Below are 13,625 nucleotides of genomic sequence, written 5' to 3' on the forward strand. Positions count from 1 at the left end.
TCAACGACGCTTCCTGGGAGCCTTTTTGGAAGCAGCTGCAGGCTTATCAGCCAACTTCGATGCCTTCGCAGATTTGCCTCCCAGTCGCTTGATGGGCTCGCCCATCAGTAACAATGACCGCGTGTGTTTTCCCTGCGGTTCAGAGCGTTCAGGCTTGGGTGATCGCGCCTTGGTATCACGCCCCATTCCCTTATCTACCATGGCGCGCGATACCAAGCCTTCGCCATCCTGCACCAGACGGAAATCAATTTTTCGACCATCCAAATCTACGCGACTCACCTGGATGCGCACTCGGGTGCCAATTGCGTATCGGGTTCCGGTTCTCTCACCGCGCAACTCCTGACGTGCTTCATCAAAACGGAAGTACTCGCCTCCCAACTCCGTGATATGAACCAGTCCTTCCACATACATTTCATCCAAAGTCACAAATATGCCAAAGCTGGTCGCCGCAGTGACCACCCCACCATATTCCTCGCCCAAGTGCTCCTTCATGTATTTGCACTTAAGCCATGCTTCCACATCGCGGCTGGCTTCATCGGCGCGACGTTCATTCGCGCTGCAGTGCAAACCCGCCGCCAGCCAGGCCATGCCTTCAGCATTGGTTTTCTTGGGGGCTTGTTTGAGTTGTCCAGCGCGGGCCACGCCACTCTTTTCCAGCCTGCGAGCCAGTTTTGCATGGGCCTCGCCGGGCGTGGGTAGCACCGGTAGCTGGTAGCGGGTCTTGGCCAAAACTGCCTTGATAACCCGATGTACCAGCAAATCGGGATAGCGCCGAATGGGACTGGTGAAATGGGTGTACGCCTCGTAAGCCAGTCCAAAATGCCCGCTGTTGGACGGTGTATAAATGGCCTGCTGCATGGAGCGCAACAACATGGAATGGATTTGCTGGGCATCCGGGCGGTCTTTGGTTGCCAGAGCAATAGCCTGAAATTCCCCAGGGGACGGGTCTTCACTGATGCTCATGCCCAGTCCAGTCGATTTCAGATAGTTCTGCAATATCTCTTTCTTTTCGGGCGTGGGGCCTTCATGCACCCGAAAAAGTCCCGGATGCTTGCTCTGGGCGATGAAATCCGCGCTACAGACATTGGCCGCAAGCATCGCCTCCTCGATCACGCGATGCGCCACATTGCGCGTACGGGGTGCAATTTTTTCGATACGTCCGTTTTCGTCACAAATGATTTGAGTCTCGGTAGTCTCAAAGTCCACGGCTCCGCGCTTTTGGCGAGACTTGATCAGCGCTTGGTACACGCCATGCAAGTTGAGCAAATCTCCCACGCGATCCTTGCGTTTGATTGCCTCTGGGCCTCGGGTGTTGCCCAGGATCGCCGCCACCTCGGTATAGGTAAACCGGGCATGGCTCCACATCACTGCGGGGTAAAACTGGTAGGCCTCGACCCTCCCATCGTCCGATACGAACATATCGCACACCATGCACAGGCGCTCCACTTCGGGATTGAGGGAGCACAAACCGTTGGACAGCTTCTCCGGCAACATGGGGATCACACGGCGCGGAAAATACACACTGGTGGCACGGTCGTAAGCGTCCACGTCAATGGCAGAACCCGTCTCCACATAGTGGCTCACATCGGCAATCGCCACCAGCAACCGCCAGCCCTTGGCTGCGGACTTGCCGCGGCCCTTGGTTGCCGGTTCGCAGTACACGGCATCGTCAAAGTCGCGCGCATCTTCGCCGTCAATAGTGACCAGCGGGACATCGGTCAAATCAATCCGATCCACCTTGTCGTGTGGCAGAACCTTGTCGGGCAGCGTACGCGCCAACGCGATGCAGGCTTGCGAAAACTCGTGCGGCACACTGTATTTGCGCACGGCGATTTCAATCTCCATCCCGGGGTCGTCCACCTCACCCAAAACTTCCTTGATACGCCCCACTGGCTGCCCAAAAAGGGCTGGCGGTTCGACCAGTTCCACTACCACCACCTGACCGGCCTTGGCCACACTGGTGGCGCCCTTGGGTATCAGGACATCCTGCCCATAACGCTTGTCTTCCGGTGCGACCAACCAGACTCCACTTTCTTGCAACAGGCGACCAATAATGGGCTGTTTTGAACGCTCCAGTATTTCAACCACTCGGCCTTCAGGCCTTCCCTTGCGGTCGCTGCGCACGATACGGACCTTGACCCGATCCTTGTGCAGAACAGCCCGCATTTCGTTTGGAGGCAAATAAATGTCTGGGGCACCGTCATCGCGTGAAACGAATCCATGGCCATCGCGATGACCTTGAACAATTCCCTCTACTTCATCCAGAAGTCCGCTGTTTTGGCTAATATTTTTGATATACTTCTCACTTTCCTGAAATGCCCAGATGGCGGAATTGGTAGACGCACTAGTTTCAGGTACTAGCGAGTAACTTCGTGGAGGTTCGAGTCCTCTTCTGGGCACCAACTATAGTAATGTAGTTAATGAAAAGCCGCTGAATTTCAGTGGCTTTTTTTTGTCCTGAAGAATCGTAGTCCAAGTACGCCTTTAAATGGGTATACCAACCAGGTCATGCCCTTGCGCCGCCACAATGCGCGCTTTGGTGAACTCACCAACTTTCAACGTCTTGCTAATCTTCTCTGGCGCAAGCAAGCGCACCACACCATCAATTTCTGGCGCATCAGCGTAGCTTCTACCCACTGCACCTTTTTTACCCATATTCGGCGCCGAGTCCACCAATACCTGCATGGTGGAACCCACGCGTTTTAGCAACTTGGCCACAGAAACCGCTTCAGCAACGGCCATGAACTGCGCACGGCGCTCTTCGCGTACTTCCTGGGGCAGCATGCCAGGCAGGTCGTTGGCTGCAGCACCTTTGACTGGGCTGTAAGCAAAACAACCGGCCCGGTCGATTTGCGCTTCGCGGATGAAATCCAGCAAGTGCGAAAACTCTTCTTCCGTTTCACCCGGAAAGCCGGCAATGAAGGTACTGCGTATAACGAGTTCGGGGCAGTCTTGACGCCACTTCTGCAAGCGGTCCAGATTCTTTTCACCACTGGCGGGACGCTTCATACGCCGCAAAACGTCAGGATGACTGTGCTGCAAGGGGACGTCCAGATACGGCAGCACACGCCCCGTTGCCATGAGTGGAATAATTTCGTCCACACTAGGGTAAGGGTAGACATAGTGCAAGCGCACCCAGGCACCATAGGGTTCGGCAATTTCACCCAGTGTCTGTACCAGTTCCAACATGCGTGTTTTAACCGGCTTGCCATCCCAGAAGCCCGTGCGGTATTTCACGTCCACACCATAGGCTGATGTGTCCTGGCTAATTACCAGCAACTCCTTCACTCCACCCTCAAACAGCGCACGCGCTTCCGTCAGCACATCGCCAATGGGGCGCGACACCAGATCACCGCGCATGGAAGGAATGATGCAAAAAGTGCAACGGTGGTTACAGCCTTCGCTGATCTTCATGTAGGCGTAGTGACGCGGTGTGAGTTTGATGCCCGCAACACCAAAAGAGTTGGGAACGAGATCCAGAAATGGGTCGTGGGGCTTGGGCAAATTGATATGCACCGCATCCATGACCTCCTGGGTGGCATGCGGCCCGGTCACGGCCAGCACCTTGGGGTGCATCTGGCGGACCATGTTGTCCCCATTGTCCGCAGTCTTCGCCCCCAAGCAACCAGTGACAATGACGCGGCCGTTTTCGGCCAAAGCTTCCCCAATGGTGTCCAGGCTCTCCTTGATGGCATCGTCAATGAAACCGCAGGTGTTCACGATCACCAGATCGGCGCCCTGAAAGGTCTTGGAGGTCCGATAGCCTTCGGCGCTCAGTTGGGTCAGTATCAATTCCGAATCGGTTAACGCCTTGGGGCATCCGAGGCTTACAAAACCGACAGTGGGTATATGGGGCTGGGGGGAAAATGCTTCGCTCATACGCTGATTGTCCCAGCTTTTGCATCACCTCATATGCTGAGGCATCGCTGTGTCAGCGCTTCAACCCAAAAGTGCCGAGCAACTGTTCTGTCTGCTTCTGCATCTGCTCCTGCATTTGCTGAAATAGGTTGTTACCCATGGTTCCCTGCACCAGCGGGGCTTGTAAATCCATCAGGGCCTGCATGTTCTTTTCAAGGTACCCGCCCATCAATCCCTGCATGCCATGGCCATAGAAGCGGATGATGTTGGCCAGAACGGGCGCCGTAAACATTGGGGAGCCATTGGCCTCTTCTTCCAGAATGATCTGCATCAGAATGCTCCGCGTGAGATCTTCGCCAGTCTTGGCATCAACCACCATGCACGGCTCGTTCTCCATGACCAATTGCTTGATTTCGGCCAGCGTGATGTAACTGGACGTGTCCGTGTCGTAAAGACGTCGATTGGGGTATTTCTTGATAACCCTTTGTGCCGATTTTCGGTCTGTGGTGGATCTATTTTGCATGAAAAGTGACTGCCTCCCTGAGTTGCATGGAGTGTATTGCAGTGCAATACATTCTAGGGAGGCTCACACACGCTTCGCCCTGGGAATACCCTCGGCCCGTTGGCAAAAACAAAAAAGCCCTGGTTTCATTGAAGAAACCAAGGCATATTTGGTAGGCGCGATTGGACTCGAACCAACGACCCCCACCATGTCAAGGTGGTGCTCTAACCAGCTGAGCTACGCGCCTACAGTATTCGAGAGGCCGAAGTATAGCAGTAAAAGCTGGCCCTTCCGAGCAGCGCGCCCTAGGTGACGAGACTGGGTCATAATTGACGTTTACGTAAACGTCAATCGCTCCAATCTACTACAAGGAAAACACCATGGAAATCGCAGGCAAGGTATTTATCGTCACCGGTGGCGCATCCGGTCTGGGTGAAGGCACTGCGCGCATGCTGGCCAGCAAAGGCGGCAAGGTCGTCGTCGCCGACATGCAGATTGAAAAGGGCGAGGCCGTTGCCATGGAAATTGGTGGTGCTTTTGTGAAATGTGATGTGAGCCAAGAGGCAGACGGTCAAGCAGTGATTGCCAAAGCGGTCTCCATGGGCAAACTCATGGGCCTGGTCAATTGCGCAGGCATTGCACCTGCCGAAAAGACAGTGGGCAAGAACGGACCACACAGCCTGGCGGTATTTACCAACACCATCACCGTGAATCTGGTGGGCAGCTTCAACATGATTCGCCTGGCCGCTGATGCCATGTCCAAGAATGAACCCGAGTCCACCGGCGAACGCGGGGTGATGATCTCCACCGCATCGGTGGCCGCATATGACGGCCAGATTGGCCAGGCCGCCTACAGCGCATCCAAGGGTGGCGTGGTGGGCATGACCCTGCCTATTGCCCGTGACTTGGCTCGCAGCGGTATCCGCAACATGACCATCGCGCCGGGCATCTTCGGCACGCCTATGTTGTTTGGCATGCCCCAGGAGGTGCAGGATGCGCTGGCCGCCAGCGTGCCCTTCCCCAGCCGTCTGGGCACACCACAGGATTACGCGAAGCTAGCACTGCACATCATGGAGAACGACATGCTCAATGGCGAAGTGATCCGCCTGGACGGTGCTATCCGCCTGGCACCACGCTAAATTTCACCGCCGGGCCGCCCCTAGGTGAAATGCGCCCCCTTGGGGGGCAGCGACTCACACGAAGTTGGAGGAGCGTGGGGCAAACATATGCTACACGCCAAAGCCGTCATCCGCAGAAATAACCGCTCCGTTGATGAAATGGCTCTGGTCCGAACACAACATGACCATCAACGCATCCAGATCCTGTGGCTGTCCAACACGCCGCCGGGGCAGCATATGCACGAGTTTCTGACCGGCTTCTGTCTGCCAGTGGCGGTGGTTGATTTCGGTGTCGATGTAGCCGGGGCAGATGGCATTGACGTTGATACCAAAGCGACCCCACTCCAACGCCATGGCCTTGGTCATCTGAATGACTGCCGCTTTGCTCATGCAATACACGCCAATCTGCGGCAACACCCGCAAACCCGCCATGGACGCGACATTGATGATGCGGCCGCCGGTGAAGGTACCCGGAGCAGCCCCTGTGGCCCGCGCCAGCATGCGCTTGCCCACCTCTTGCGCTACAAAAAACGCACCCTTGACGTTGGTGTTAAACATGTAGTCAAAGTCATCTGGGGTTGCGTCCTGGATGCGCTGGCTCGAACTCACGCCAGAGTTATTCACCAAAATGTCGATGGAGCCAACTTCTGTCTCAGCATGGGCCACGGCAGATTTGATAGAGTCATGGTCGTTGACGTCCAGCTCAATTACATGCGCATCGCCTCCGTCGGCATTGATGGTCGCCCGCAGGTCTTTGAGCCTGTCAACCCGGCGACTTGCCAGAACCACGGCAGCCCCCGCACCGGCCAGGGTTCGCGCAAACTGGGCACCCAAACCGCTGGATGCGCCGGTGATAAAGGCCACGCGGCCCGAAAGATCAATGGTGTAAGCCATCTAGAGTACCCCCACAAATAAAAGAACGATCGTGCTATTTACCGCATTCAAGGCGTAAAATTTGCGGTACATCAGACCAGCAACAGACAATGCTTGGCAGAATCCACTTAGCCCCATTATTGAACGAGACCCACCATGACAAACGAAGAAATTCTTGCCCAGTTCGGCCCACGTGAAGCAATGGAATACGACGTGGTCGTTGTCGGCGGTGGCCCTGGCGGTCTTGCCACAGCCATTCGTCTGAAACAACTCGCCGCAGAAAAAGGCACAGACGTAACGGTGGTCGTGCTGGAAAAAGGCTCCGAGCCCGGGGCACATATTCTGTCGGGCGCCATCATGGACCCGATCGCCCTGACTGAACTCTTCCCCAAGTGGAAAGAAATGGGAGCCCCATTAAACCAGCCCGTCACCGATGACGCCATGGTGTTCCTGAGTGAGAAGTCCAGCTTTCGCATGCCCAACTTTCTGTTGCCCAAGTGTTCGCAAAACCATGGCAACTACGTCATCAGCTTGGGCGCTCTGACCCAATGGCTTGGACAACAAGCCGAGAATTTGGGCGTGGAAATTTTCCCCGGCTTTGCCGCTGCCGAAGTGCTGTACAACGCGGACGGTTCGGTCAAAGGCGTGGCTACGGGCAATATGGGCATTGGCAAGGACGGTGAACCCACCGACCACTTCCAGATCGGCATGGAACTGCTGGGAAAATACACCATATTCGCAGAAGGTTCGCGTGGCCATCTCGGTAAACAGCTCATCGCCAAATTCAAGCTCGACGAAGGCTGCGATCCCCAAGCCTACGGCATTGGCATCAAGGAACTGTGGGAGGTCGACCCCTCCCGCCACCAACCTGGCTTTGCCATGCACACCGCTGGCTGGCCGATGGATGAGCAAACCTATGGCGGCTCTTTCATGTACCACATGGAGGACAACAAAGTCTTTTTCGGTTTTGTCACCGGCCTGAACTACAGCAACCCTTACCTGAGCCCGTTTGAAGAGTTCCAGCGCTGGAAGACCCATCCCAACATCCGCTACTACCTGGAAAACGACAAAGGGGAAGTGACCGCCAAACGACTGTCCTATGGCGCGCGCGCAATTACCGCTGGTGGCCTGGTATCCCTGCCCAAAACCGTGTTCCCAGGTGGTGCTCTGGTGGGCTGTGATGCCGGTTTCTTAAACGTGAGCCGTATCAAAGGCAGCCACTCGGCCATCAAGACCGGTATGCTGGCTGCCGAGGCCGCTTACGACGCCATTGTCGCCAACCGCCAACACGACGAACTCAGCGCCTACCCCGAGGCGTTTGAGCGAAGCTGGCTTTTCAAAGAACTCAACAAATCGCGCAACTTCAAGGCCTGGTTCAAGTGGGGCCTGACCATTGCCACACTGATGAACGGCGTCGAACAGTTCGCCCTGCGCGGCAACATGCCCTGGACCCTGCGCCGCACCAAGGCCGACTACGAATACCTGAAACCGGCCGCTGAATGCAAACCAATTGACTACCCAAAGCCAGATGGCAAGCTGACTTTTGACCGATTGAGCAGCATATTCATCGCCAATGTGAACCATGAAGAAAACCAGCCCGCCCACCTGATCCTGAAAGACGCTTCGGTTCCGGTTAGCATCAACCTGGCAAAATATGCGGGGCCAGAAGCCCGCTATTGCCCCGCCGGTGTGTATGAGTTTGTAAAAAACGCCGACAATACCGAACGACTGCAGATCAACGCGCAAAACTGCGTGCACTGCAAGACCTGCGATATCAAGGACCCGACCCAGAACATCAACTGGATCACGCCCGAAGGCGGTGGCGGCCCGAACTACGTAGGCATGTAAGCCATTACGGCAAGTTTTACCAACCTGAGAGGACTTTTAATGTTTCCTGAATACCGTGATCTGATTACCCAGCTCAAGACCAGCGACCACCATTTCAGCCGGCTGTTTGATCAACACAATGCACTGGACCAGAAGGTCAAGAACATGGAATCCCACATAGAGACAGGAACCCCAGAAGAGATTGAGACCATGAAGAAAGAAAAGCTCCTCCTGAAAGACCAGCTTTACGTCATTTTGAAGAAGGCCGGCACGCCCGCTTGAACCGGCGTATGGCTTAGAATCAGCCGGTCAGGAGAGAGCCCCTCCAAAGAGGCCGCCGAAGGCGCAGGACCGCTGATTGCAGCGGTCTGAACGCTCAGGCAAAAGGACTGACAAACGTGGTACGGCAGCGATGCCGCACCACGATCCCCACTGGAGAGAGGCTGCACACGATGCAGCCCACCGAAGGAGCAAACCGCAGTCGGCACACAACGTGTGCGTCAGGCCCGGCGAATCTCTCAGGTAAAGCGGACAGCGGGGGCAGCCCACGGCATGAACCATGTGTTGGTGCCGTGGATACCCAATTGCCCCCAAGGAATCCCATGTCCGCACCCTCCGACACCCTGTTGACGACTCCGCTCAACGCCCTGCACATCGAACTCGGCGCCCGCATGGTGCCCTTTGCCGGCTATTCCATGCCGGTGCAGTACCCCGCCGGCCTGATGGCCGAACACCACCACACCCGTACCGCCGCTGGCCTGTTCGACGTCTCCCACATGGGCCAGTTGCGCCTGGTCGGCCCCGATGCCGCCGCTGCTTTTGAGACCCTGATTCCGGTGGACGTGATCGACCTGGCAGTTGGCAAGCAGCGCTACGGCCTGCTACTCAACGAAGACGGCGGCATCATCGACGATCTGATGTTCTTCAACATGGGGAACAACGAGATTTTTGTGATTGTGAACGGCGCTTGCAAGGTGGGCGACATAGCCCACATCCAGGCCAAGATCGGCACACGCTGCCAGGTCATCCCCATGCCTGAAATGGCGCTGCTGGCACTGCAAGGGCCACAGGCCGTCACGGCCCTGTCGCGCTTGGCACCCGGTGTGGAAAAGCTGGTATTCATGACCGGTGGCAACTTCACGGTCAACACTGGCACCCAAAAGATCGACGTGTTCCTGACCCGAAGTGGCTACACCGGAGAAGACGGTTTCGAGATCTCCGTGCAAGCATCCCAGGCCGATGCACTGGCACGCGCTCTGCTGGCCCAACCCGAAGTCAAACCCATTGGCCTGGGAGCCCGCAATTCCCTGCGCCTGGAAGCGGGTCTGTGCCTGTACGGCAATGACATCGACACGACTACCAACCCGGTGGAAGCCAACCTGCTGTGGGCTATGCAAAAGGTGCGCCGTGCCGGTGGAGCGCGCGAAGGCGGTTTCCCGGGTGCTACAAAAATACTAGCGCTACTTGCAGATTCTACGAGGGCTGGAGCCCGAAAACGTGTTGGATTAATTGCGCAAGAACGTATCCCGGTGCGTGACCACACCGAACTGCAAGACGGCAAGGGCAACAAAATTGGTGAAGTCACCAGCGGCCTGCTCGGCCCCACCATCGACAAGCCGGTGGCCATGGGCTATGTGGATGCCGCCTTTAGTGCCCTGGGCACCCAGGTGGTGGCCATAGTGCGCGGCAAGCCGGTGCCCATGGTGGTGAGCGCCATGCCTTTTGTGCCAACCCGTTACTACCGAGGTTAATCAGGGCTGGCCGAGTCGCACGGTGTGCGGCTACAGTCTGCGCTGGCATTGCGGTTGATCCATTTTTAATTGTTTTCATTTTTCTCAGGAGTTTTCCATGTCCATTAAGTACACCCCCGATCACGAGTGGCTCAAAGTTGAAGGCGCCATCGCCACCGTGGGCATCACGCACCATGCGCAAGACGCGCTGGGCGATGTGGTGTTTGTTGACCTGCCCGAAGTAGGCGCCACCCTGGAAGCCAAGGCCATTGCTGGCGTGGTGGAGTCGGTCAAAGCGGCGGCCGATGTGTACATGCCGGTTAGCGGCGAGATCACCGAAGTGAACGAAGCCCTGCGCGCCGACCCGGCCCTGGCCAACACCGACCCCATGAACGCAGGCTGGTTCTTCAAGGTCAAGCTGTCCAATGTCTCCGAACTGGACGCCATGATGGACGAGACCAGCTACACCGCATTTTCCGCATCCTGAACTGGCCCGTCCCCGACACTACTGCTCCTCGCCCATGCCTACAACGCCCACTCTCACTCAGCTTGAAAACGCCAACGAATTCGTCGCCCGCCACATCGGCATCGACGAGGCCGACGAGCAGCGCATGCTCCAGGCCATTGGCGAAAGCTCGCGCAGCGCGCTCATCGCCAGCATCGTGCCGCGATCCATCGCCCGCAGCACCAAGATGGCTATCCCCGATGCCATTTCTGAGGCCGCAGCACTGGCCGAGCTCAAGACACTGGCAGGTAAAAATCAGATCTTCAAAAGTTTCATTGGCCAGGGCTACTACGGCACGCACACGCCCGGCGTGATTCTGCGCAACGTGCTGGAAAACCCCGCCTGGTACACCGCCTACACGCCCTACCAGGCCGAGATTTCACAGGGCCGCATGGAGGCACTGGTCAACTTCCAGACCATGATCTGCGACCTGACCGCCATGCCCATGGCCAACGCCTCCATGCTGGACGAAGCCACGGCAGCCGCCGAAGCCATGACGCTGGCCAAACGCACGGTCAAGGCCAAAGGCAACGTGTTTGTGGTCAGCGGCGACTGCCACCCACAAACCATCGAAGTGGTCCAGACCCGCGCCAAGCCCATGGGCTTTACAGTCAAGGTGGCCAACTCGGCCGACGAATGGGAAGCCGCCATTGCCGGTGACGATTACTTTGCTGCGCTTGCCCAATACCCCGCCAGCAGCGGCTGGCTGACCGACTGGAAGCCTGAGGCCGACAAGGTGCATGCCAAGAACGCGGCCTTCATCATGGCCGCCGACCTGCTGGCACTAACGCTGGTGGTGCCTCCGGGCGAAATGGGCGCCGACATTGCGATTGGCACGACCCAGCGCTTTGGCATGCCCCTGTGCGCCGGAGGCCCGCACGCCGCCTACATGGCCTGCCGCGACGAATACAAGCGCTCCATGCCCGGCCGCCTGGTGGGCGTCAGCGTCGACAGCCACGGCAACCCGGCCTACCGGCTGGCGCTGCAAACGCGCGAACAGCACATCCGCCGCGAAAAGGCCACGTCCAACATCTGCACCGCGCAGGTGTTGCCAGCCGTCGTGTCCAGCATGTACGCCGTGTACCACGGGCCTGCGGGCTTGAAGCGCATTGCCCAGCGCGTGGCGCGCTACACCGCCATCCTGTCCAAGGGTCTGGCGCAACTGGGCTTTACGACCACGCACCACGAGTCGGCATTTGACACGCTGAGCTACAAAACAGGAGCTGCTACCAAAACAATAGCTGCTCGCGCTGTAGCGGCGAGGGCTAACGTGCGAATTGCCTGGGATGATTACATTTGCGTCTCGCTCGACGAGACCACCACCCGCGCCGATCTGGCCCTGATCTGGTCCTTCTTTGCCAAAGACGGCCAGGCACTGCCAACGGTTGAGTCGCTCGAAGCCGGCACCGAATCGTTGATTCCCGCCAAGCTGTTGCGCACCAGCGCCTTCCTGACCCACCCGGTGTTCAACACCCACCACTCCGAGACCGGCATGCTGCGCTACATCCGCATGCTGTCGGACAAAGACCTGGCGCTGGACCGCAGCATGATCCCGCTGGGCAGCTGCACCATGAAGCTCAACGCCACCAGCGAGATGATTCCCATCACCTGGCCCGAGTTTGCGGACATCCACCCCTTCTGCCCGGCCGATCAGCGCCAGGGCTACGCCGAGCTGGACGTGCAGTTGCGCGCCTGGCTGTGCGCCGCCACGGGCTATGCCGGCATCAGTTTGCAACCCAATGCCGGCAGCCAGGGTGAATATGCCGGCCTGCTGGCCATCAAGGGCTTTCACGAGAGCAAGGGCCACGGCCACCGCAACATCTGCCTGATCCCCTCCAGCGCGCACGGCACCAACCCCGCCAGCGCCATGATGGTCGGCATGACCGTGGTGGTGACCAAGTGCGACGACAACGGCAACGTGGACATGGCCGACCTGAAGGCCAAGTGCGAACAGCACAGCGCCAATCTGGCGGCGGTGATGATCACCTACCCCAGCACCCACGGCGTGTTTGAAACCAGCGTCAAAGAGCTGTGCGCCCTGGTGCACAGCCACGGTGGCCGCGTCTATGTGGACGGTGCCAACATGAACGCCCTGGTGGGCACGGCAGCGCCCGGCGAGTTTGGCGGCGATGTGAGCCACCTGAACCTGCACAAGACCTTCTGCATCCCCCATGGCGGTGGCGGCCCCGGTGTTGGCCCCGTTTGCGTGGTGGCCGATCTGGTTCCATTTTTGCCCGGCCACGCAACCGGTGGCGTCAAAGGTTCGGGCGCTGTCAGCGCTGCACCGTTGGGCAATGCGGCTGTGCTGCCCATTAGCTGGATGTACTGCCGCATGATGGGCGCCGACGGTCTGCAGCACGCCACCGAGGCAGCCATTCTGGCGGCCAACTACATCAGCGCCCGCCTGAGCGACCACTACCCCACGCTGTACGCATCGGCCAATGGCCACGTGGCACACGAATGCATTTTGGACCTGCGCGGTCTCAAAGACACCAGCGGCGTAATGGCCGAAGACGTGGCCAAGCGCCTGATGGACTATGGCTTCCACGCCCCCACCCTGTCGTTCCCGGTGGTCAATACCCTGATGGTGGAGCCGACCGAGAGCGAAACCCTGGCCGAGCTGGACCGCTTCATCAACGCCATGATCGCCATCCGGGGCGAAGTGACTAAAGTTGAACGCGGTGAATGGCCACAAGACAACAACCCGCTCAAGCACGCCCCGCACACCGCGGCCAGCCTGCTGGGTGATGCGTGGGACCGGCCCTACAGCCGTGAAGTCGGAGCCTTCCCGGTGGCTAGCCTTAAAGCGGTGAAATACTGGCCAGCTGTGGGCCGAGTGGACAACGTGTATGGCGACCGCAACCTGTTCTGCTGCCAGTGGCGTCGGTCAAGACCGATTGAGCCAAATTCACGACGGGGGGGGGGGGGGGGGGGGGGGGGGGGGGTGGCACCGCTTTGCAGCCGCCGCCCTGGCCAGGCTAGACCTGGCACCGCAGCGGGAGAGCCTGTAGCTGGTAACCCCAGACACAGCGCCGAAGGAGCAACCACCCCGGAAACTCTCAGGCAAAAGGACCGCTGCGGTTAGGGATTTATTTCCCTTTGCACTCTGAAGAGTTGCCGTGGATTTGTCTCCCGGCACACCGCAGGAGCAAGCGCCCCGCCCAGCCGGTGGGGTGCGAATCTCTCAGGTCTCAAACAGAGGGGGTCGTCTG

At 58.2% G+C, this 13,625-nt stretch carries 9 protein-coding genes, 2 tRNA genes, 1 pseudogene and 4 riboswitches; of the genes and pseudogenes, 7 read left to right on the top strand and 5 right to left on the bottom strand.

What is annotated here, in order from left to right:
- Complete coding sequence (gene rnr / locus IPI80_RS06705; protein ID WP_413858727.1) at positions 1-2,295, bottom strand: ribonuclease R; 2,295 nt, start codon at positions 2,293-2,295, stop codon at positions 1-3.
- A 22-nt stretch (positions 2,296-2,317) separates the two neighbouring features.
- Between rnr and IPI80_RS06710 the strand changes: the two genes are divergently transcribed.
- Positions 2,318-2,402 (top strand) — tRNA-Leu (locus IPI80_RS06710).
- Positions 2,403-2,484: 82 nt separating this feature from the next.
- Here IPI80_RS06710 and rimO read toward each other — a convergent pair.
- The 3 genes from rimO to IPI80_RS06725 form a co-directional block, all read right to left on the bottom strand.
- Entirely contained in the window at positions 2,485-3,879 is a 1,395-nt protein-coding gene (gene rimO, locus IPI80_RS06715; RefSeq protein WP_413858393.1) for a 30S ribosomal protein S12 methylthiotransferase RimO, read from the bottom strand.
- Positions 3,880-3,931: 52 nt separating this feature from the next.
- Positions 3,932-4,381 (bottom strand): polyhydroxyalkanoate synthesis repressor PhaR, encoded by a 450-nt coding sequence (gene phaR, locus IPI80_RS06720; protein WP_413858395.1) that lies wholly within the window; start codon positions 4,379-4,381, stop codon positions 3,932-3,934.
- A gap of 149 nt (positions 4,382-4,530) precedes the next feature.
- Positions 4,531-4,607, bottom strand: a tRNA-Val gene (locus IPI80_RS06725).
- Between the two features lie 133 nt (positions 4,608-4,740).
- Here IPI80_RS06725 and IPI80_RS06730 point away from each other — a divergent pair.
- A complete protein-coding gene (locus tag IPI80_RS06730; protein ID WP_413858397.1) occupies positions 4,741-5,499 on the top strand; it encodes a 3-hydroxyacyl-CoA dehydrogenase in 759 nt (252 codons plus the stop codon).
- A gap of 90 nt (positions 5,500-5,589) precedes the next feature.
- On the opposite strand, the gene IPI80_RS06735 is transcribed toward IPI80_RS06730, so the two are convergent.
- Positions 5,590-6,372, bottom strand: coding sequence for an SDR family oxidoreductase (locus IPI80_RS06735; RefSeq protein ID WP_413858399.1), 783 nt, complete (start codon positions 6,370-6,372; stop codon positions 5,590-5,592).
- A gap of 135 nt (positions 6,373-6,507) precedes the next feature.
- Here IPI80_RS06735 and IPI80_RS06740 point away from each other — a divergent pair, with 135 nt between their 5' ends.
- From IPI80_RS06740 to gcvP, 5 genes and pseudogenes are all read left to right on the top strand, one after another.
- On the top strand, positions 6,508-8,199 hold the full coding sequence (locus IPI80_RS06740; protein WP_413858401.1) for an electron transfer flavoprotein-ubiquinone oxidoreductase: 1,692 nt from the start codon (positions 6,508-6,510) through the stop codon (positions 8,197-8,199).
- A 39-nt stretch (positions 8,200-8,238) separates the two neighbouring features.
- A complete protein-coding gene (locus IPI80_RS06745) occupies positions 8,239-8,460 on the top strand; it encodes a YdcH family protein (RefSeq protein WP_413858403.1) in 222 nt (73 codons plus the stop codon).
- Positions 8,461-8,478: 18 nt separating this feature from the next.
- A riboswitch (glycine riboswitch) is annotated at positions 8,479-8,580 on the top strand.
- 20 nt (positions 8,581-8,600) lie between these two features.
- Positions 8,601-8,723, top strand: a riboswitch (glycine riboswitch).
- Positions 8,724-8,780: 57 nt separating this feature from the next.
- Entirely contained in the window at positions 8,781-9,929 is a 1,149-nt protein-coding gene (gcvT, locus tag IPI80_RS06750; protein ID WP_413858405.1) for a glycine cleavage system aminomethyltransferase GcvT, read from the top strand.
- A 97-nt stretch (positions 9,930-10,026) separates the two neighbouring features.
- Complete coding sequence (gene gcvH, locus IPI80_RS06755; RefSeq protein WP_413858407.1) at positions 10,027-10,395, top strand: glycine cleavage system protein GcvH; 369 nt, start codon at positions 10,027-10,029, stop codon at positions 10,393-10,395.
- Positions 10,396-10,429: 34 nt separating this feature from the next.
- Positions 10,430-13,285, top strand: a pseudogene (gcvP, locus tag IPI80_RS06760) (aminomethyl-transferring glycine dehydrogenase); the annotation flags it as partial.
- A gap of 114 nt (positions 13,286-13,399) precedes the next feature.
- Positions 13,400-13,498: riboswitch (glycine riboswitch) on the top strand.
- Between the two features lie 11 nt (positions 13,499-13,509).
- Positions 13,510-13,622, top strand: a riboswitch (glycine riboswitch).
- Positions 13,623-13,625 lie beyond the last annotated feature (3 nt).

Source organism: Candidatus Aalborgicola defluviihabitans, from assembly GCF_016705985.1.
GTDB lineage: Bacteria > Pseudomonadota > Gammaproteobacteria > Burkholderiales > Burkholderiaceae_C > Allorhodoferax > Allorhodoferax defluviihabitans.

Coding starts and splice junctions, on each gene's coding strand:
- phaR (WP_413858395.1), bottom strand. CDS start 4,381: ATGCAAAATAGATCCACCACAGACCGAAAATCGGCACAAAGGGTTATC.
- gcvT (WP_413858405.1), top strand. CDS start 8,781: ATGTCCGCACCCTCCGACACCCTGTTGACGACTCCGCTCAACGCCCTG.
- IPI80_RS06735 (WP_413858399.1), bottom strand. CDS start 6,372: ATGGCTTACACCATTGATCTTTCGGGCCGCGTGGCCTTTATCACCGGC.
- IPI80_RS06745 (WP_413858403.1), top strand. CDS start 8,239: ATGTTTCCTGAATACCGTGATCTGATTACCCAGCTCAAGACCAGCGAC.
- IPI80_RS06740 (WP_413858401.1), top strand. CDS start 6,508: ATGACAAACGAAGAAATTCTTGCCCAGTTCGGCCCACGTGAAGCAATG.
- rimO (WP_413858393.1), bottom strand. CDS start 3,879: ATGAGCGAAGCATTTTCCCCCCAGCCCCATATACCCACTGTCGGTTTT.
- gcvH (WP_413858407.1), top strand. CDS start 10,027: ATGTCCATTAAGTACACCCCCGATCACGAGTGGCTCAAAGTTGAAGGC.
- IPI80_RS06730 (WP_413858397.1), top strand. CDS start 4,741: ATGGAAATCGCAGGCAAGGTATTTATCGTCACCGGTGGCGCATCCGGT.